Origin of the sequence: Halobacillus aidingensis, from assembly GCF_900104185.1 — a bacterium.
Lineage (GTDB): Bacteria > Bacillota > Bacilli > Bacillales > Halobacillaceae > Halobacillus > Halobacillus aidingensis.
Map to the genome: position 1 here is coordinate 1 of NZ_FNIZ01000012.1, position 19880 is coordinate 19880.

Sequence of the window (19880 nt, forward strand, 5' to 3'; positions counted from 1 at the left end):
AGCTTCACCTCAGATGAGGATCCACTCGCTTCCCGCGCTCGACTTGCATGTATTAGGCACGCCGCCAGCGTTCGTCCTGAGCCAGGATCAAACTCTCCATAAAAGTTAAGTTTGACTTGCTCATTTGCACACCGAATGTGCTTTGTTTCAAATCTCTTCTATAAAGAAGAAATGTTTTGACGTACTGGTTGGTTCGTTCAGTTTTCAAAGATCAAATTTTTGTTTGCCGCTTCAAAAAAGCGACTTAATTAATATATCATGTGCAGTTGTTTTCGTCAACAACTTTTTATGATTTATTTTGTTAAGCCGTTTGCGGCTGGCCGCTCTGTTAACGCGACAAGTAATAATATATCATGGCATTTCGAATGACGCAATAGGTTTTTCAATACTTTTTTTAGTTTTCCAGAACACTAGAATAGGATTGATCTTTTTCTTCCTTATTATATAGACGAGAAATAAAAAGCGAGCAGATCTCTGCTCACTTTTAGTACCGTCCTTTTCGTTTCCTCATGAATTTTCTTATGATCGGATATACCATCGGTCCATATTTGAACACTCGTTTTAGTAGTCGTCCCATGTTGCACTCTCCTTATTGGTTGTTGGTTTATGTATTCCCTTTTCTCTTCCTATACAAACTACATTAACCACCTACGATTTTATGATACAACGTTTTTGCTTCCTTTATATCTTTTGTCCCGTGAATCAACACGCGACCATCCCGAAAGAAAACCATACGGTGCAGCGAATTTTTATAGGATAACAAGAAAGGATTCTCCTGAATCTCTCCATTTGGAAGTCGATTTTTCAACTCTTCCAAATCTCTTTGTTCCTTATTACTTGGACGTATCTGCACGGTGTCCCTTCCGCATAGAACAGCAACCTTTGTCATTTCATTTCCAGATAGAAAAGGATAAGATGGTTCTTCCCCGCAAGATGGACAGTCTTTTCTTTGAATGCGTCCGGTTTTAATCGAAGTATAGTCGTTCGTCCAAAGATCGAAGGTAACCAGTCCTTTGCGTATAGAATGAACATCTCCTACAAGGACTTTCAACGCCTCCGTCACCTGATGGGCGGCGACCATTTGAACAGCCGGACTGATCACGCCTACCGTATCACAAGTGGCCGCACCGAGGGGAATGCTTCTCATCAAACATGACAAACAAGGGCTCGTGCCCGGTATAATCGTATAACTCATCCCATGACTTCCTACGCAACCACCATAAATCCAGGGGATTTGGTGTTTTTGTGTGAAATCGTTGATGAGCATACGTGTTTCGAAATTATCCGTTCCATCTATGATCAAATCGATGCCTTGTGAATATTTTTCAAGTTCTTCTACTTGTACATCATCCACTATTGCATGAATGCGCACCTCACTATTTACTTTTTCCAAACGTTCTTTGGCAGCCACCGCCTTAGGCATACGGTTTTCAGCATCTTTTTCTGTGAATAGTTGCTGTCTCTGCAAGTTACTGAATTCCACATAATCCCGGTCAATAACAGTTATTCTTCCGATTCCTGCCCGCACAAGCTGCTCTGAACTGCTTGTCCCTAGCGCACCAGCCCCTATGATGAGCACGTGCGATTCTTTCAGACGGCGCTGCCCTTTTTCTCCTATTGGTTGGAAGAGCTGTTGTCTTGAATATCGTTCTCCTGTCAAAGGGCCTACCTCCTTTTTTCCTTAACGCATGACGCTTCCTCCGGATATTTTCAAAGATTCCCCGACAATATTGGTCGATCCCTCCGATAAAAGGTAGACAATGGACCTGGCCACTTCATCAGGTTCACTCAGTTTTCCAGAAGGAATCCCTTCTTCAGCTGCTTTTCTTTGTTCTTCATAACTTCTACCTTCACGCTTCCCTTTTGAACGAATGGCTTCCTGCCCCATAGCTGTGTCTACATAGCCTGGACATACGGCGTTGACACGGACACCATGCTCAATAGCTTCATGAGCGAAAGACTGCGTGAATCCTGTAATCGCAAACTTTGAAGCGCTGTAAGCCGTACCAGAATGCGTACCTCGCAATCCAGAGAGGGAAGATAAATTGACAATGCTTCCCCGCCCATTTGCTTTCATATCTTTATAGACTTCCTGAGTGAAAAGGACGGTAGAAAAATAGTTGAGCTCCATCACTTTACGCAAGTCTTCTTCTTTTAGATCTTCAAGGGGACCTCCACCGATGATGCCAGCCGAATTGACGAGTCCTGTCACAGAACCTATCGCCTTCCTGGCGTCCTGTACTACTTTTACACGATCCGATTCATCGTTCAAATCAGCAGCACTTATGAAAACTTTCATCTCTCCGTTTATCGTAGCACATTCCTCTTTTAACAAGGCAAGTTTCTCTTCGTTCCTGCCTGTGATGGTCACATGACCTCCGGCACGGACGATTTCCTTGGCCGTTTCATATCCAATCCCGCCTGTCGCCCCCGTAACGAGGATGTGTTCGCCTTTTAATGCTTCATCTGAAAAAATGTTCATGTTTTCGCCTCCTTAGCGAATACGATAACCGAACCCTTCTGTATGTAAACCTTCTGGATATAAAAAATCAGCGCTTCATGACTGATCTTGTCAATGAAACGCTGATCCACGGGACAACTTGTTTTAAATAGTCGACCATGTTGATTCTTTTTTTGTTACTTCTCATAGCTACCTCCACGACTTCTAATGCTATTTCCGTTTGTTGGTCTGCTTACGGAAAGAGAATAGAACCTTTCCACTCCGTGTGCGCTTCACGCCTTTACCCTTTGATTGGACTTGGGCTTCCGGACTGTTTTTGTAATCCTGATCGAACAGCTCACGAGCTTTTGAGTATAGCAGAGTCATCGTGGTGTCCTCCCTTCTTTTTTAGTATATAATACGATTCCCTTTGATATTATTAGTAAAACTTCGTAAACGCAAGAAAAAATTATGTTTTATACGTTTTTTTCTAACGATAGAGCTTATTTAAAGGATCATCGTTTCTGAACAATATCCGCGCGGGTTGATTTTCAAACCTATTTATGTAGAAAAATGTCGCTTTCTATACTTTTCCCACGATGGGCAACCAATACAAAAGATGAAACTTTTTAATAGATATCCTTTTTAAAAAGGATAGTTTTAAATTGCATACCAGCGGAAAAACAAAAAGAGACGACCCCTCAAAGGATCGTCTCGATCTATATTATTCATAAACTTTTACTTCTACACTTTTACGTCCGAAGTCAAGAGCATCAGAACGATCTGCCATGAATACATCGATGCGGTTGCCTTGGATGGCACCGCCGATATCGCCGGCGATCGCTTTACCATATCCTTCTACATAAACTTCAGAACCTAGTGGAATCACGTTCGGGTCTACGGCAATAACTTTTTGATCTGGATTTGCTCTCAAATCAATACCTGTATAAGTTGTACCGGAGCAACCTTCACAGAATGCTGTATACGCTGTCGCTTCCATATTCAATGTTTTTACGACACCATCTTCTGCTGGTTGGCTGGATGTTTGCTCTGCTTCTGCTTCTTCATTGCTTGAGCTCTTTTCAGATGTGGACTGTTCAGCAACTGCTGCTCCATCAAGGGTTAATTTCTCTCCAGGATAGATCAGGTTGGAGTTAAGGTTGTTCCAAGCCTTCAGTTCTTGCACGCTTACGTTATTTGCTTGTCCAATGCTGTAAAGCGTGTCCCCGGATTGAACCGTGTGAACACTGCTAGACGTTTGCGCCTGAGCTTGTCCGTTCTGTCCTTCGTTAATAGAAAGTACTTGATTAGGGAAAATCAAATTAGAGTTCAAACCGTTCTCATCTTTTATATCATTCACAGATACTCCATTGTTTTGAGCAATGCTCCAAAGAGTATCTCCTTTTTTTACTTTAATTTCATCTGCACTTACTGCTGTTGCTGTTACTGCCGAAACCGATGCGACCGCCGCCAAAGAAACAATTGTTTTTTTCATCATGTTTAATTTCCTCCTTGGTAAACAGCTCTCGCTCAGCCCTCGGCTAAGCGCTGTCTCAAAATCACAATTCCTACTGTAACACGTACAGCTCATATGCCAATAACAGGAACACAACAATAACTTTTCAAACATTACATCATCTTTACTTCAGTGTAATAATCCGGTTGTAATGGATAAATGTACCTAAGTAATCATAAAATCTGTTTTGTTGGGGTTATATGTACAGACCACACATAGCCTTTTGGGAATATTTGTATGACCTGGTACACCAGATGATGTAAGACCTGGTCATACAAAAAAGGGTATTTCTAAAGAATGACTAACATTGTAAACGTTTACATTAACGGTTATAGTTGTACTAAATGATATGGAGAGGTGATCGATCCATGTTAGGAGAAGCTGTGGTCAAGGATTCAAGGATACCTAAGCCCTATAGTGAAGAGCATATGGGCGAAACGTTTTCCCATCCGCAATACCGTGTCGACCTTAGACGTTATTCAGAGAAAGAGTATAACAAGTTTGTTCGTTTAAACACGGTTTCTGATTGGTCCCATTTGTCATGGAAGGATGTAGGTAAACCTTTTGAGGTCACGAATTATTCGAAAGAACGAACTGAATGGGAGCGAGAGAATGATCAAATGATGGATCCGCACACTTCATGGACCTATTTCAACAAATCCTTTCATGAGTGGTTCATCAAAGATGTTCCTCAGGAAAAGAACCAGAGTAAAAAACAGTTCATGCGAAGCCTCGCTGCATTGAATCCTGGACAAGTAAAACAAGCGATTGGTCATCTTGTTCAATTGCAGTTATGGAATTATGTTCATAGAATCCAAGATGGAATTTGGGACCCTCGCGGAAAGAGAGCCCTTTTTGAAGGGTTGCACGTAGACCGCCCCCGTATTCTCTTTTTAGGAGCTGCGGAAGGTTATGAAGCCATGCAGCTTGGAGCCATGTATACAGGAGCAGAGATTGTCATGGTCGATTATGATGAATTTTGCAAGACAACACGGTTCGGTGAATTCCCAGAACATTATCCATTCTTAGGTGAAAATCCTAAAACAGGACAGTGGAAAGTCATCTATAAAGATGACTTGAACATTGAATATGTGGTTGAGGATATTCGCAACCTTGATTTCGGAAAAGAATTCGATATTGTCCTCTCCGTCGGCCTGTTGGAACATTTTCCTGATGAATACAAGACGGAAGTCGCTGACTGGCACCGACGCTTTTTAAAAGAAGGGGGCTTTGCGATTCTGACCACCCCACGGAACCAGCTCCGATCCCGCCTCTACTATCATGTCATGGCCGATGTGATGAACCATACCTACCGGGAACTCATGACTGTTGAACAAATGGGACTCTATATGTATGAAGCAGGATTCGACATCCTGAGACACGGTTACATCAAAGTACACAATGGACTCATTTGCCAGCCACGTTAATATGGAAAAAACTGTATGACCTGGTAAGGAAGAAAAAGGAACAAAAGGTTTTAAGACACACACCTCTAAATAAAACCAGCCTCCACAGTCTTTTGAGTGTGGAGGCTGGTTTTTCGCTTGATGGAAATAATTGTATGACCTGGTCATACAATTATTCCCTTCCTCTAAAAGAGTTTTAACTTTCTTCTTGTTGATTGCAGTAAATGTGCATGGCTCTTTTTAGGAACTCGGCGTATCCTTCTTTCCATTTGTCGATGTTTTTCGTAAAGCGAGGGTCGTTAACATACATGTCCGCCAACCCTCTGAAAATTTGCAGGTTGCACTCATAAAAGTGACCCGTGATGTGCTGACGTTTTTTATCAATCAACTGCTGAACATCTGGATCAGAAGGGTCACGATCCATTAATTTTACAAGCGCGCGGTCAATTTTGTCCCCCTCTTGTTGAATCTTCTTCCAATCTTCCTTCGTATATTGGGATGTTTTCTGTTTGGATTGTTTGTAAGCGTCCGTATTTCCCCAGCGTTCTTCCACCTCTTTCTCATACTTTTTCTGATGGGCTTCAATCTCGCTTTTATCAAACGGACGGAAACGGTCTTCATTTTTCATACGATCTTCTCCTTCCAACGTTTGGAGCGTCTGATCCACCGAACGAATTAATCGCTCCAACCGTTTTTTCTTTTCTCTTAATATCTCACGGTGGCGTTGCAATGCATCGGCTTCATCAAAATCAGGGTCATCCAGAATCTCCTTGATCTTCTTCAAAGAGAAATCCATCTCTTTAAAGAAAAGAATCTGCTGCAGACGGGCCAACTCTTTTTCACTATATAAACGGTAGCCTTTTTCACTTACATAGCTCGGTGACAACAGATCGATATGATCATAATGGTGCAGTGTGCGCACACTGACCCCTGTCATCTCCGCCATTTCTTTCACCTTATACATCGGTGATCACCTCACAATTAAAGATAATCTATGACGTAACGTCAGAGTCAACTCATCGTCTGAAAAATTCACTAAGCATCTTTGAATGTAGGTCTTTTTATACAGGAGTCAAACCAAACCTTAGGGCGATTTTCGTCGTTTCATGTAGTTTTTCGCTTGGGAAAGGGATTTAGTCGAACGTCGGAGAATAAGAGGAGGAATAACAATTTTAATAAGGTTGTGTTCCTATGAATATGTACTGTCAGAGCGCTTTTCATCAATTAGAAATCGTTATTGCATCCATTTCCGAAATGGTCGGTCAGTTATCAGAAGAAGATTTGACCCTGAGACCGACGGAGGGAAAGTACTCCATCGGGGAATTACTCGAACACATTGCAGCAATCCCTGCGGCTGATGGGCACATCACAGAAGGGGCTTCTAAAGCAGAGATGGAGCACTTCTATGAAACGGTATCAATGAAAACAAAAGATGAAATCTTAGAACGTCTATTTGACAACTTTGCGCAATTAAAGGCTCAATTTGAAAACTACACCGAAGAGCACTTATACACAGAAACCACGTCCTGGTGGGGGGTGACGAATACACGTTTTGAATGGCTCGTCCAAACGGTCGCCCACATGTATCACCACCGCGGTCAGCTGCATGCCATGTTAGTGCACACCTATAAAAAAGATCCAGAAATCCTGTTGTTCGAATAGCTTCAAAAATCACCGTACCAGGTCATCCATATTATGGATGACCTGGTACACCTTTTTCTTCCATGTTTTTCACTGACTAAAAACACCCTCGGGCTGAATTTTCAGCTCGAGGGTGTTCCGTTAGCCTAGGTATTTCATTTCAAGATCATTCTCTTCAACTTCCTCAGCTTCCACTCTTACATAGTAGCCTTTCGCTCCTTTGCGCGAGCTCACGTGTATCACTGGGTCCGTGTTCACAAAGTGAACGGCCGCTCCGTCATCGAGCGCATAACCTGGACGAATCGATCCATCCTTTATAAAAGATGTGTACGCAGGCTTCCGCTTTTCCTCCCCATCATAATGAGGGCAGCAGCTTCCCGGGAGAAATCCTAGGCATTCCAGTGGTTCCAACTGGTCACCGTAGGAATCCGTCACCCCTTCATCAAACCAGCAAATGGCCCCTGCACTGATGCCGGCAAGGACGACTCCTTGCTCCCATGCTTCTTTCATGATTTCATCCAAACCCCATTCCCGCCAAAGAGCGAGTAGGTTTTTCGTCGACCCTCCACCTACGTAAATGATGTCCTGTTCGAGCAAAAATTTTCTTAAATCTCTCGTTGGGGGCTTGAACAGGGATAAATGGGTCGCTTCCGCTTTCTCTTTGAACGCTTCATAAAAACGTTCGATGTAACTGTCCGCATCCCCACTAGCCGTGGGAACAAAACAGATTTTTGGTCTCTCCTTCTCCACTTGATCCAACACGTAATCATCCAACAGAGGGTTTTCAGGCTCCATCGAGAAGCCTCCTCCCCCCATAGCTATGATTTGTTTCATCATCGTTCAGCCCCCTTCTTATTCTTTTTCCTTCCCAGGGAGGTTTGAATGTCCTCTTTGTAAGCATAAGAGAACAACAAGGATACTAAAATTGCTCCTCCAATCAGGTTTCCAATACTAGCAGGTACAAGGTTGAAAAAGATATATTCATACCACGTGTATTTATCAGAAGCTAAAATGCCCATACTGAAGTACCCCATATTTGCAGCACTGTGCTGGAAATTCCCTGCTACAAAAAGCACAACAGGTAAGGTTGTTCCGAGAATTTTACCTGTTAAATCACGGGCTGAGGTCGTCAGAAAGGCCGCCATTCCGATAAGCCAGTTTGCAAGTACACCGGATACCAGAACCTGAAACCATCCTTTGACTCCATGGTCCATGAATTTCATTTTATGGTCCAAATACATTTCAAGCTCAGGATAGAATGTACTTGCAAATGAGCCTGACCACTGAATCAATACTGCGACAAGAAAGGCTCCAATGATATTCCCAACGTATGAGGACAGCCAGAATTTATAAATATTCTTCTTCATCAATCCTGCTTTGTTAAACAAGTAGGATGGTAAAAGTACATTGATTTCCGTAAACAGGACCGCCCCTGATATGAAGACCATCGAGTAACCTGCTGCGAACCCAAGGCCTGATAAAAGGTGATAGATCCCTTTCGTCTCGACTCCGACAGCAAGCAGTACTGAAAAAACAGCTCCGAAAGTCATGAAGGAGCCTGCCGTGAGCGCAAGTAAGAATTGAGCGCGGAATGGTTTGTTTAAGTGATCCCTTCCCTTTTCACCAAATTCATCTACGATTTGGGACGGAATATAAAACTGCCGTCCAGGCCGATCTATTTTCTGATTTGAATCATTGTTTTCATTTACATCTGTTTCCTGATGATTTTCCTCGTTTGCCACGGTTATCCCTCCAATGATTCTCACATTCCCGATTCTTTAAAATTATAATCTCCCCTGTATATCCTGAAGCGTTTGAGAAATGGTAAGAAAAACAAGGAAAAGAGGAATGAAGATGGCTAGAGATGAATTCTGCCTCGCTTGCGATGGAGAAGGTCTGTTGATGGATGATGAAGAGTGGCGCTATACTTGTAAGGTTTGCGGCGGCAGTGGTCTCCGCCCACAGGAAGGAAGTGTCTATGACCGTCAGAGTGCGGATGTGGATGCAATGAATCGATACTTGGATTAACCGTCGGAGTTTTATCTCCACTAAAAAGCGCTCAGCTTCAGCCGAGCGCTTTTTTACGTGTGTCCTCTCTCATTTCCTCTAAAAACAAATCCGAAAAATACGGATCCCACTGTGTTCCTTTTCCTTCTTCAATAATTGCCAGCGCTTTTGAAAACGGCATCCCCTGACGATAAGGGCGGTCTGATGTCATCGCATCAAAGGCGTCCGCCACGGCCATCAGTCGACCAAACACGGGGATGTCTTCTCTTGCAAGGCCATCGGGGTAACCGTTTCCGTCGTAACGCTCATGATGATGACGCACTCCAGTCAAAACAGGGGCGAGGGATTCCGGCAACTGAACTTGTCCAAGGATCTGAGCACCAATGACCGGGTGCTCCTTAATCTTCGCGAATTCTTCCTCGCTCAGGCGTCCATCTTTCAGCAGTACATCATCACCAATCCCGATTTTACCGATATCATGAAGAAGCGCTGATTTTTTCAACAAGTCCAATTGTTTCTCATCAAAACCTGCTTTCCGTGCAATAAGATCCGAGTATTCAGCCACACGCTTGGAATGACCAGCGGTATATGGATCCCGTGCATCAAGCGTCGCAGCAAAAACGGTGAAAAAGCTTTCGAGAAGTCGTTTGTTTTCTTCATCTCTTTCTTCGATGCCTGTGACCATATGGTTGAATCCTGCGACCAATTGCGAAAACTCATCCACATACAAGTTTTCCATCGGCTCCGTCTGCCCTTGACGCACATCAAGGAAACGCTCGCTCAGCTGCTCCATCGGCTTTTGGATACTTCTGTATAGTAAAAGCGCGGCGAGCGCTCCGATTCCCATGACAACCGCACCGATAATAGATGCCCAGCTCCAATAACCATCCACCCCTCTCCCTTCGATCAAGCGTATTTGGGACGCCAACAAAAAGAGAACGACAGGGAAAACCGCCGTAAACATAGAGGTCACGAACAACTTCGTCTTAATACTGATTGATGTGTCCCTTTTGTAATCGATGAAACCGCCTTTCTCATAGATCGAAGGCAGCAATAATTGAACCGCCCGGTCTGTTAAAAAGAATTCAATCAATGCATGCATGACAGCGATCAAGACAGCGCCCATCCATGCAAAGCCTATGTAATACAGCGGAAGGTTTACAAGTCCGCGTTCGATCGCCCACCAAGCAAAGAGAGAAGCAGGAATCGAAAGGCCTAATAAATGCGGGCCTAGAATTCGCTTTACAGTTAACTGTGGGAATTGATGCGCTCTCAACAAAGCTTCCTTCACTTGCTTGGTAGAATGCGGTTCTTTAGTGAACAGTTGTTGAATGGGACGGACATGGTGCTTGTACATCATGATCTCACCGGTTAACATGACCCCAACAGAGCTTATCATGATAAAAATTAAATACATGATTTCTGTCGGTTCAAGCTGCAGTGTGTAGAAAATAAACAAGCTGCCAACACCGCAAACAGCCACAGCCGATCCCCATATATAATTCATCAGCATCCGTCTTTGGAAAAAGGTGAATGGTTCCATCCGTTAAACTCCTTCAAATCATTCGTTTCTTTTATTCTTAATTATTCAACAAACTCCGACGAATTCCTACATGAGCAGCCTCTATTTTATGAACTTTTCGTTACAGAAGATTGTTAGTCACATGTCGTTTAAAAGCGTGTCTACACTTTTGGTGGATGACAAAAAAAAGACGCGGCTTTAGAGCCACGCCTTTTCCCATCTAATAACTGATTGCTTCATCGGTTGCGGTCTTCTTCGGTTTACGGACGAGCGCAACGATTCCGGCAATCAAATACGCCACACCTCCGAACAGCCCAATAAAGACCGTAGCAAACGTAAAGATAATGGCGGATATGATCAAAATGATTCCTGCTGCTTTCGGCTTCTTATTCCCTTTAAGGAAGACAGCTGCCAGAATACCTAACCCGATCGCAATCAATGAGGCGATCAAGACGAACATCGCGAATGACCCCATCATTTCGAACATCTGGGTCATATCTGTGGAACTCATTTCCCCTTCCATCTGCACTTCCGGCGAGTTCATGAAGTTTTCAATTTCTTGTTGTATTTGCGGATTGTCTGCAGAGTTTAACAACACACCACTCAACAGAACGGGAAGTCCAAAAAGAACAATTCCAATAATGGTAAGAACGATTTCTACCGTACGTTTCATTTCCTTCTCCTCCTTTTTTATGCTCCTGCTACGTCACGTTTTGTAAAAAAGCCCCATGCTAAAGCCATGAATAGTACATAATATACCGCTAAAACTGCGATGGAAAACCCAAGAGAAGTTCCTGATACGAATGGTGTCCCGGACATGTATTGGCTCAAGTCCGTATTCGCAAACAAGATATATTTCGCCCACTCTTTTTCCATGAAGAAAACGATGATTGAGCTTCCAGTCATCATGAGGAAGATCGCCAACCCGATAGCAAGGGATGTATTCCTGAATACAGCAGCGATCATGAACGCGAACGTAGCCATCATAATTAATTCTACAAAACTCAATAAGTATTGTGAAACAGTAAATGAAAAGATACCGGCATCTTTGATTTCACCAGCCTGAGTATATACATACGTCTGCGAAAAGCTGCCCATTCCAAACAATAAAGATCCCACTAAAAAGGACAGGATGTATAAGGCAAGAAGCATAGTTAACGCATACATCACAACGGAGACATATTTCGCAAGCAAGATTTTCGACCTTGATATCGGGCGAATCAATAAGAGCTTGATTGTGCCCCAGCGAAATTCATTAGCTGTAATACCTGCTGCAACTATAATTGTGAATAAACTCACCAGCGCGACAAATGTCCGGTTGTCACGGACAAAATCCCAACTATTATAGGCCGTTGGTTTCAAGTCATTCTCAATGCGATATTGATTCATCTCAACATTTGTGTATGCCGGGTACTCGATCTCTGGCGGCTGTTCTCCCGCGGCCATCAATTGCTCATTCTGCTTCTGAAGTTCCTGTTTCCAATTGTCACCCGTCGGAGGTTCTCCACCCGTAATGGCTGCATCGACTTTAAGCAGAGCCCCTATGCCTACAATTGAAACCACTAACAGAATAGCCATGATCCACGTCGCCTTTTGATTATAGAGCTTCATATGTTCATTTTTGATCAGTTGAAAAAAGTTACTCAATGGCTCCCTCTCCAATCAAATCCAAGAATTTATCTTCAAGCGTTGAGCGGTTGACGTTCACACTGTAAATTTGGATTCCTTTTTGCACGAGATCTGCAACAACGGATGGAATCTTTTCTTTTTCTACTGTGAAGGTCAGAAGCTCTTCCTTTCGGCTGACTTCCTTGCCTGTCATCTCTTGAAGAGCGACCATTGTTTGATCTACAGGTGTCGCTTCAATGGACACTTCTTTTTCATCTGTTTGCTGAAGCGCATCGTGAACCGTCTGAATGGAAATCAAATCTCCATTTTTGATAATGCCAATCCGATCACACATCATCTCCATTTCAGAAAGAATATGACTCGACACAATCACAGCTACCCCTTCCTCTTCCGCCAGCCTCCGGATGTAAGCACGTATTTCCCTGATTCCGGATGGATCCAACCCGTTCGTTGGTTCATCAAGAATAAGGACGGATGGTTTATGTAAAAGGGCTTGAGCAATTCCAAGACGCTGACGCATCCCAAGTGAATATTTGCCCACTTTTTCCTTCATCCGTTTTTCCAACCCAACAAGCTTGACGACTTCTTTTATCCGTTCCTCTGTAATCCCAGGCATCATACGGGCATAATGGACGAGATTTTTCCATCCGCTCATGAATGGGTACATTTCCGGGTTCTCTACGATTCCGCCTACATGACGAATCGCTCCTTTAAAGTTGTTCTGCACACTTTGCCCCTGGATGATCACATCCCCATCCGTCATCTCCATCAACCCGACCATCATCCGGATGGTTGTCGTTTTCCCAGCTCCGTTAGGCCCAAGAAAACCAAACACTTCCCCGCCGTAAATATCGAAATTCAAACCTTTAATGATCGATTTATTGCCAATTGTCTTTTTGACATCCTTCAACTGCATAACAGGTTCCGACATTCTTCCCCCTCCTTTTTATCAACACACCTACTCTACGACACAAAACCAATCTGGTTTCATTATTTATGAAAATTTTTACAATATTAAAGTATATGGAAGGATTGTGGAAGACTTTATTTCGAGATGTTTGTGTGATTCTAGGGGCTACGGGAAAAGGTTCGCTCCACCCCTTTGCCATATGAGATTATCGAAATCCCTCTTAAAGTACCCTGCCTAGTTCTGTTGTAAATTCCTGCTTAAGCCGCGTCGATATAGGGTTCTTAACCATAAAAGCTCTTATTACTGGAAGGTAGTTTCGAGAATCTCTTCCGGCAAGTGGGCGGAGGGGAATGACGAGACTCCTGCGGGAAAAAAGTGCATGGTGAGACCCCACAGGACGCAGTCCGAGGAGGCTCACCGCGCTCCCGCGGAAAGCGAGCTATTCCCCGCAGCCCCATCCACTCATAAAGTCTCGGAACTGAGTCTTCAAGAATAGGGAGCTTTAGTAGAACAATGGAAGGCGGGGGCGGATACGTGGATGAGCTTGGGAATTTTTGATAAGATGGAAGCATGGAATGAGGGTAGATCCCTCGGAACCGGATGGAAAGATGATCAGACCGTTAGGGGGTTATACTCAGTGAAAATCGTATCCATTGAACCGACGCCAAGTCCGAATTCAATGAAAATCAATGTGAACGAGACTTTGCCGGACGGCGAAACTCACAATTATAAAAAAGATGATGAGCTTAAGGACGCACCTGACTTTGTCCAACACCTCTTCGAAATCGAAGGTGTCAAAGGACTTTACCACGTGACTGATTTCATTGCTTTGGAAAGAAATGCACGTGTCTCCTGGGAAGCGATTCTTCCTGAAGTAAGGAAGGTTTTCGGATCGGAAGCAGCCGAAGAAGCACCTTCACACAAAAAGGAAGAACCGGATGAACACTTCGGGGAAGTCCGTGTGTTCGTGCAGATGTTCCGTGGCCTTCCGATGCAAGTAAAGCTTGAGGAAGGCGAAGAGGAAACACGCGTAGGGCTTCCTGAACGTTTCATGGAAGCGGCAATGAAAGCAGCTCCCGCATCTCCGAACATGATCATGGAGCGTAAGTGGATGGAGCAGAACCCACGCTATGGTGACGTCGCTGAAATCGGGGAACAAGTAAAAGAGGAACTTTCGGCAAGTTATGACGAAGAACGACTGGAATCCCTTGTTAAACAAGCGTTTGACCAAGAATCGGTTGATGTCGAACCGAAGGAAGAAAAGACGAAAATCAGCTTGGAAACGTTGGATCATGACGATTGGAAAGTTCGCTATGCGGCTTTAGACCGCATGGATCCGACGGCAGAGGATTATCGCCTGCTTGACAAAGCTCTGGATGATGAGAAGGCATCGATCCGACGTCTGGCAACGGCCTATCTTGGTATGATTGAAGAAATTGAAACACTGCCGTATCTCTACAAGGCGCTCAATGACAAATCAGTTACCGTACGTCGGACAGCCGGCGATTGCATTTCGGATCTCGGTTTCAAAGAAGCGATGCCGAGAATGATCGAGTCGCTTTCTGATTCCAACAAACTCGTTCGCTGGCGTGCAGCGATGTACTTGTATGAGCTTGGCGATGAAACAGCCCTTCCTGCATTGAAGGAAGCCGCTGATGATCCGGAATTCGAAGTTCGTCTGCAAATCAATATGGCAATCGAAAGAATTGAAGGCGGCGAGGAAGCGAAAGGATCTGTGTGGCATCAAATGACTCAAGCGACGAAGAAAAAACAACAATAGGAGGCTACGATTATGAACCCATATGAAGCATATATGAAAGAAATTTCTCAGCCGATGCGTGATGAATTGACGAACGCCGGCTTCACAGAATTGACGACCCCGGAGGAAGTGGACACGTTCATCAGCGAAGCGAAAGGCACGTCACTTGTGGTCATTAACTCCGTCTGTGGATGTGCTGCTGGACTGGCACGTCCTTCTGCCCGCGAATCGCTCAACAACGAAAAACGTCCCGATAATATTGTAACTGTTTTTGCTGGCCAGGATCGCGAAGCAACATCACGCATGCGTGACTATTTGGAAGGCTACGAGCCATCCTCCCCTTCCATGGCTCTTTTGAAAGATGGCCAGGTTCTCCACTTCATCCCTCGCGAAGAGATCGAGGATTATGAAGTAGAAGAAATTGTAGCCAATCTCACGAACGCTTACAACCAATACTGTTAACAAAAGCGCCTTCCATCTGATGGAAGGCGCTTTTTTCATGCGGTCTTGGTTTGATCCCCGCTTTTTTCCGGCTTAATCAATATGAGAACAATCAATAGGAGAAGTCCACCTAAGGCACCGCTAGCGATATAACTGATATTCAAATATTCTTTCATAAGCAGCGACATCAACGGAGGACCTGCGGCTACACCTATGAATCTTGAGGAGCTGTAAAACGATGTAATCGTTCCACGCTCTTCTTTTTCAATCCCTTCTGTAATGAGCGCATCAAGGGTCGGGAGCATTCCACCGATTGCCGTCCCTAATATGCTCGTCACGACTAGAAGCAGAAACAACTTCTCATTGACATAACCGACAAAAATAACGCTTGCCGACATCATGATCAATGCAATGACAAGTACCCATTTCATGACGGTCGTATCTCCTTTGATTTTCTTACCGGTCACAAAGGCCGCCACACATAACGTGAACAGCGGGATGGCAAGAACGAATCCTTTTTTCACCCCTTCGATGTTATGAGTCTTCTCTAAGATGTCGGACATAAAGAACAACACCGCAAACAAAACCAGCATCGCATAAGCCCCTAATAGAAAAACCGTATACAGCCATTTCCCTTCTTGTTTGAAAATCTTTTTCGTCTTTTTCAGAAATTGCTTGAACGGCTGCGGTTCTTCCTTTTTACCTTTAGGAACTTTTATAAAAAAGAAAACGAGAACAATGGAGATCAAACTAAAAAAAGAGATAGAAAAAAACGGCAAAAACCATAAGAACACAGCAAAGAGAGAACCCAGGATTGGACTGAGTACTTTTCCGAATGTATTTGATGTTTCAATGATGCCAAGGCATGAGCTCGCTTTTTCATCATCGTCTTTATATAAATCTCCGACGAGAGGTAGAATGATCGGGGTCGCCCCGGCTGCGCCCATCCCCTGCAGGATTCGTCCAATTGTAATCCAGAGAAAGGGGTCTTCTAATTTCCATGAAGAAAAACCGGCTACCAGCCCTCCAATGAAAGCCAGGACTAAACTCGGAAGGATGATTAACTTTCTGCCGAAACGATCGGATAAGTAGCCGGCAACAGGAATAAGGATAATGGCCGCTATGGAGTAGCTGGTGATGATTGTGCTTGATTGAAAAGATGTGATGCCTACCTTTTTTTCGAAAATCGGCAATACTGGAATCAGCATTGAATTTCCGAGCGTCATCACAAGGGGAATCGAAGCCATACTAACCAGGCACCAACGGCTTACTTTGTTTTCCAATGCAATTCCTCCTACGTATTCATAAACGTAGGATGCCCTTTTTCACTGGATTCACGATGAGAAAAATATGGATATACTCACGTCGCTTTTATGTAAACTTTTATGGACTCACCAGATATGCCAAAGGCTTCCCCTTCCTGTTTCCATCCATACTTTTCATAGTATCCTTCAAGGTCTGTAGCCAGATGCAGATCATCGTAACCTATCCTGCTCGCTTCCTCAATCGCATGGCTGAGCAACTGTTTCCCAATCTTTCGCCCTCGATGATCCGGATGAACATAAAGGCACGCAAGCCATGGGCAAAGATCCTGGCGACTGTTCATATCATTTCTGAGCAGAGCATACGTGCCGATGATTTCGTCCTCATTCAACAGGATATAAAACAATGGGAGCTCCTCTTCGTTTTTCAATGATTGACGGATGCAGTCTTCATACAGCTTGAAGTTATCCTCACTCCCCCACTGTTCCCAAAAAACGTCGATGGCAAGGTCAATCAAATCGGACCTCTCTTGCAAGCGTATGATTTTCATTCCTTTATCCCCCTCCTTTGACCAAATTTATCTGTTAGGAAAATAGCCATAATGATAGGCAGAACCACCGTAAGCGCAGGCATGGCTTTTACAAAAAATGAAGGGTCTTCCCCGCCATTTACGATCCACGGATCAGCGTCATGAAGAGAGGTCAGAACCAAACCTGTTCCCCAAGAAACGAGCCCATAGCTTAGAATCAACGTAAAAATGAACACGATAGATTTCTTCACAAAATCACCTCTGTCTTTTATACGAAGACAATAGTCTCAAGTTTCAAACTTTCGTTTCATAGATGTCATCCCCGGGGATAAGGGTTACAAATAGGAAGGAGTTGGAAAAATGAAAAATTGGTTAATGGTACTGGGTATGGCCACTGTATTCACTTTAGCCGGCTGTGGTGGAGAGGACGGCGGGGACATGGAAGAAGATCAGAACGAAAACCAGGAAGAAATGGAAGACACAGAGGAGAATTCGAATGATACAGAGAGTGATATGAGTGAAGATGGTACAGAATCCGAGGATAACATGGGTGAAGAAGATGGAGGTACAGAAGGAGATAGTTCCACAGATACCGAAGGCAATGGTCAAGATGATGATGCCATGGATGATGAAGAACAATAACAGCTGATTTCATTACCATAAAATTACACTAGATTCACTTCCCCTTAACAAAGGACGGGTATCTTTTATACGTAACTCACTTTGGAAAGGGGACTTTTATATGTTGAAGAAATGGGTGTTAGCGTTAGGTTTGGTATCTGTTTTGACCCTTGCTGCTTGTGGTGGAGAAGAAGACGGTGAAATGGAAGAAGAACAGACAGAAGAGCAGGAACAAAGTGACACAGAGAGCGAAGACAGCGCAGAATAATACATGAAAGCAAAAGGCGGGTCCTCTTTAGGATTCGCCTTTTTTATTTGATTCGCCATTTCGTCTTCACTTGCTGGCGCGGAGAGGGATTGGTTTCAAGTGAAGATGAACAATTCGGGCAGATGATCGCCTGAGTCGGAATCGGCATACAGCAATAAGGGCACTCCTTTTTCGTCATCCCATGCAAAGGGTGCTGATGAGGCTTTTTCCAGCGGTTGATTTGGCGGACGACGAGAAAAACCGCAAACAAGATGATGATAAAACGGACAGAAGCTGTAACGAAAAGACCATAATTGATGGTAGCCGCTCCCGCTTCTTTAGCGGCTGCAAGCGAAGGGTAAACCGATCCATCCAGACTTAGAAACATATTCTCAAAGTTCATTCTTGTATACAAAACACCCACGGGCGGAAGTAAAATATCAGTCACAAGTGAATCAATAAATCCACTGAAAGCGGCACCCAGGACCATCCCGACTCCCATATCGACAGCACTTCCACGGACGGTGAACTGTTTGAATTCATGCAACAATCCCAAAACCAAGCTCCTCCTCTCACCCATCATCCTATGAGCGAAAAGGACAAACTATGATTCAGAACAATGACCTCCATACCTGGCACTACTTTTCCTTTCTTTGGTACCAGGTACAGTTTTCTTCCTGATGGTACCCGGTACGGATGGGAAACATTGTGTACCGGGGACGTTTATTCAAAAGCTCGGTGCCAGGTACATGAAGGTCCTTAAATGCATTTACCGAACCACGGTTGGCTTGCGTAATCCACTCAAAAACAGGGCAAGTTTCTCCACCTGTTCACTGGTCTGATGATGACTGAAAGAAAGACGGATGAAGGACTTGGCCTCTTCAGCATCATAGCCCATCGCGAGCAATGTACCCGGCGGCTCGTGATTACCTGTACTGCAGGCACTGCCCGTGGAAAAATGAAACCCTCGTCGATTTCCTTCAAGCATGGCCCATTGTCCTTCTATTTCAGGTAAAAGCAGACCAATAATCGGCACAGCACTCGCTTTGTCTCCGATCAGATTCCACTCTCCGGCTTTCAGAAACGTTTGTTTCAGTTCCAGAATCTTCGACTCGACACTTTTCCTTTCTTTCACCATTTTCTCAGCGGCAACCGTAAATCCCGCAATACCCGGTGTGTTGACGGTCCCCGCTCTGACTCCCCCTTCATGCGTGCCTCCCGGAGTTTTTGGTGGAAACGAAAGTGACGGCCGAATATAAACCGCTCCTACTCCCTTCGGTCCGTAAAGTTTGTGTGCACTGACCGAGAGACTATCGACGTAAGTAGCCACTTCCTCCACTGGCATTTTCCCAAAGGACTGGACACAATCACTGTGAAAAAGAATGCCGTGCGCGTGGCAAAGTTCAGAGAGATGCCGAATTGGCTGTACTGATCCGATATCGGGGTTCACGTGCTGGATTGCCATGAGGACAGTATCTTCTTGAATTGCTCTTTCAATATCTTCCACATTGATGATTCCTGCTTCATTCAGAGGCACCCTTGTCACCTTATAACCTTCTTTCTCGTATCTGCGAATAAGGTTCCGCACAGAAGAATGCTCAGCCTCCGTAGTAATGATGTGCTCCCCTTTCCCCGCTCTCAAAAGACCATCGATCGCAAGTTCATTACTTTCCGTGCCTCCGCTTGTAAAATAAACCCCTTCCTGTTCGACCCCCATCAGTCCTGCCATTGTATTACGGCAATGTTCAAGCAATTGATGAGCCTTTGTTCCAGGATCATGTAAGCTTTTCGTGTTGGCAAAATAGTTACGAGTCGCATGGATGTATGCCTCTATCACATCCTCATCCACTGGGCATGTCGCCGCATAATCAAAATATCCCCCCACATTTCTCTCTCCTTTTTAAACCAAATCTCTTGTCAATAGTTTAACAGTATGTAAATATAAGTGT

At 44.2% G+C, this 19880-nt stretch carries 23 protein-coding genes and 1 rRNA gene; 7 read left to right on the top strand and 17 right to left on the bottom strand.

The window, feature by feature from the left end:
* From BLS23_RS12220 to BLS23_RS12235, 5 genes are all read right to left on the bottom strand, one after another.
* Positions 1-103 (bottom strand): 16S ribosomal RNA (locus BLS23_RS12220); the annotation flags it as partial.
* A 537-nt stretch (positions 104-640) separates the two neighbouring features.
* Entirely contained in the window at positions 641-1660 is a 1020-nt protein-coding gene (locus BLS23_RS12225) for a thiazole biosynthesis adenylyltransferase ThiF (RefSeq protein WP_089652839.1), read from the bottom strand.
* Positions 1661-1681: 21 nt separating this feature from the next.
* On the bottom strand, positions 1682-2482 hold the full coding sequence (locus BLS23_RS12230) for an SDR family NAD(P)-dependent oxidoreductase (protein WP_089652840.1): 801 nt from the start codon (positions 2480-2482) through the stop codon (positions 1682-1684).
* Between the two features lie 189 nt (positions 2483-2671).
* On the bottom strand, positions 2672-2827 hold the full coding sequence (locus tag BLS23_RS21765; protein WP_167356080.1) for a hypothetical protein: 156 nt from the start codon (positions 2825-2827) through the stop codon (positions 2672-2674).
* A 337-nt stretch (positions 2828-3164) separates the two neighbouring features.
* Positions 3165-3935, bottom strand: coding sequence for a LysM peptidoglycan-binding and 3D domain-containing protein (locus tag BLS23_RS12235; RefSeq protein ID WP_089652936.1), 771 nt, complete (start codon positions 3933-3935; stop codon positions 3165-3167).
* 389 nt (positions 3936-4324) lie between these two features.
* On the opposite strand from BLS23_RS12235, the gene BLS23_RS12240 reads away from it, so the two are divergent.
* Positions 4325-5383 (top strand): class I SAM-dependent methyltransferase, encoded by a 1059-nt coding sequence (locus BLS23_RS12240; RefSeq protein ID WP_089652841.1) that lies wholly within the window; start codon positions 4325-4327, stop codon positions 5381-5383.
* Between the two features lie 175 nt (positions 5384-5558).
* Here BLS23_RS12240 and BLS23_RS12245 read toward each other — a convergent pair whose 3' ends face one another.
* Positions 5559-6326 carry a MerR family transcriptional regulator gene (locus tag BLS23_RS12245; RefSeq protein ID WP_089652842.1) on the bottom strand — a complete coding sequence of 256 codons (768 nt, stop codon included), beginning with the start codon at positions 6324-6326 and terminating at the stop codon, positions 5559-5561.
* Positions 6327-6553: 227 nt separating this feature from the next.
* Between BLS23_RS12245 and BLS23_RS12250 the strand changes: the two genes are divergently transcribed.
* Entirely contained in the window at positions 6554-7024 is a 471-nt protein-coding gene (locus BLS23_RS12250; protein ID WP_089652843.1) for a DinB family protein, read from the top strand.
* A gap of 120 nt (positions 7025-7144) precedes the next feature.
* Here the strand turns inward: BLS23_RS12250 and BLS23_RS12255 are convergent, their stop codons facing one another.
* Both BLS23_RS12255 and BLS23_RS12260 read right to left on the bottom strand, forming a co-directional pair.
* Entirely contained in the window at positions 7145-7837 is a 693-nt protein-coding gene (locus BLS23_RS12255) for a Type 1 glutamine amidotransferase-like domain-containing protein (protein WP_089652937.1), read from the bottom strand.
* Positions 7837-8745 carry a formate/nitrite transporter family protein gene (locus BLS23_RS12260; RefSeq protein WP_089652844.1) on the bottom strand — a complete coding sequence of 303 codons (909 nt, stop codon included), beginning with the start codon at positions 8743-8745 and terminating at the stop codon, positions 7837-7839. The genes BLS23_RS12255 and BLS23_RS12260 overlap by 1 nt, the downstream gene beginning before the upstream one ends.
* A 112-nt stretch (positions 8746-8857) precedes the next feature.
* On the opposite strand from BLS23_RS12260, the gene BLS23_RS21770 reads away from it, so the two are divergent.
* Positions 8858-9031, top strand: coding sequence for a hypothetical protein (locus BLS23_RS21770; RefSeq protein ID WP_167356081.1), 174 nt, complete (start codon positions 8858-8860; stop codon positions 9029-9031).
* A gap of 37 nt (positions 9032-9068) precedes the next feature.
* Here BLS23_RS21770 and BLS23_RS12265 read toward each other — a convergent pair whose 3' ends face one another.
* The 4 genes from BLS23_RS12265 to BLS23_RS12280 all read right to left on the bottom strand — a co-directional run bounded on the left by BLS23_RS12265 (position 9069) and on the right by BLS23_RS12280 (position 13092).
* A complete protein-coding gene (locus BLS23_RS12265; RefSeq protein WP_089652845.1) occupies positions 9069-10553 on the bottom strand; it encodes an HD-GYP domain-containing protein in 1485 nt (494 codons plus the stop codon).
* Positions 10554-10752: 199 nt separating this feature from the next.
* Positions 10753-11205, bottom strand: coding sequence for a DUF4064 domain-containing protein (locus tag BLS23_RS12270; RefSeq protein ID WP_089652846.1), 453 nt, complete (start codon positions 11203-11205; stop codon positions 10753-10755).
* A gap of 17 nt (positions 11206-11222) precedes the next feature.
* Positions 11223-12179, bottom strand: a complete 957-nt coding sequence (locus BLS23_RS12275; protein WP_089652847.1) for an ABC transporter permease — start codon at positions 12177-12179, stop codon at positions 11223-11225.
* Positions 12172-13092: an ABC transporter ATP-binding protein gene (locus BLS23_RS12280; protein ID WP_089652848.1), complete on the bottom strand. Its 921-nt coding sequence runs from the start codon at positions 13090-13092 to the stop codon at positions 12172-12174. Before BLS23_RS12280 ends, BLS23_RS12275 begins: the two co-directional genes overlap by 8 nt.
* A gap of 616 nt (positions 13093-13708) precedes the next feature.
* Between BLS23_RS12280 and BLS23_RS12285 the strand changes: the two genes are divergently transcribed.
* Complete coding sequence (locus tag BLS23_RS12285) at positions 13709-14851, top strand: conserved virulence factor C family protein (protein WP_089652938.1); 1143 nt, start codon at positions 13709-13711, stop codon at positions 14849-14851.
* A gap of 9 nt (positions 14852-14860) precedes the next feature.
* A complete protein-coding gene (locus tag BLS23_RS12290) occupies positions 14861-15292 on the top strand; it encodes a BrxA/BrxB family bacilliredoxin (protein WP_244157196.1) in 432 nt (143 codons plus the stop codon).
* Between the two features lie 35 nt (positions 15293-15327).
* Here the strand turns inward: BLS23_RS12290 and BLS23_RS12295 are convergent, their stop codons facing one another.
* The 3 genes from BLS23_RS12295 to BLS23_RS12305 all read right to left on the bottom strand — a co-directional run bounded on the left by BLS23_RS12295 (position 15328) and on the right by BLS23_RS12305 (position 17314).
* A complete protein-coding gene (locus BLS23_RS12295; protein WP_089652939.1) occupies positions 15328-16518 on the bottom strand; it encodes an MFS transporter in 1191 nt (396 codons plus the stop codon).
* Between the two features lie 113 nt (positions 16519-16631).
* Positions 16632-17084 (bottom strand): GNAT family N-acetyltransferase, encoded by a 453-nt coding sequence (locus BLS23_RS12300; RefSeq protein WP_089652850.1) that lies wholly within the window; start codon positions 17082-17084, stop codon positions 16632-16634.
* Positions 17081-17314, bottom strand: a complete 234-nt coding sequence (locus BLS23_RS12305) for a hypothetical protein (protein ID WP_089652851.1) — start codon at positions 17312-17314, stop codon at positions 17081-17083. Before BLS23_RS12305 ends, BLS23_RS12300 begins: the two co-directional genes overlap by 4 nt.
* A gap of 109 nt (positions 17315-17423) precedes the next feature.
* On the opposite strand from BLS23_RS12305, the gene BLS23_RS12310 reads away from it, so the two are divergent.
* Positions 17424-17705, top strand: coding sequence for a hypothetical protein (locus BLS23_RS12310; RefSeq protein ID WP_089652852.1), 282 nt, complete (start codon positions 17424-17426; stop codon positions 17703-17705).
* Positions 17706-17805: 100 nt separating this feature from the next.
* Positions 17806-17952: a hypothetical protein gene (locus tag BLS23_RS21775; RefSeq protein WP_167356082.1), complete on the top strand. Its 147-nt coding sequence runs from the start codon at positions 17806-17808 to the stop codon at positions 17950-17952.
* Positions 17953-17995: 43 nt separating this feature from the next.
* Here BLS23_RS21775 and mscL read toward each other — a convergent pair whose 3' ends face one another.
* On the bottom strand, positions 17996-18487 hold the full coding sequence (gene mscL / locus BLS23_RS12315; RefSeq protein ID WP_089652853.1) for a large conductance mechanosensitive channel protein MscL: 492 nt from the start codon (positions 18485-18487) through the stop codon (positions 17996-17998).
* Positions 18488-18700: 213 nt separating this feature from the next.
* Entirely contained in the window at positions 18701-19816 is a 1116-nt protein-coding gene (locus tag BLS23_RS12320) for an IscS subfamily cysteine desulfurase (protein ID WP_089652854.1), read from the bottom strand.
* Positions 19817-19880: the final 64 nt, after the last annotated feature.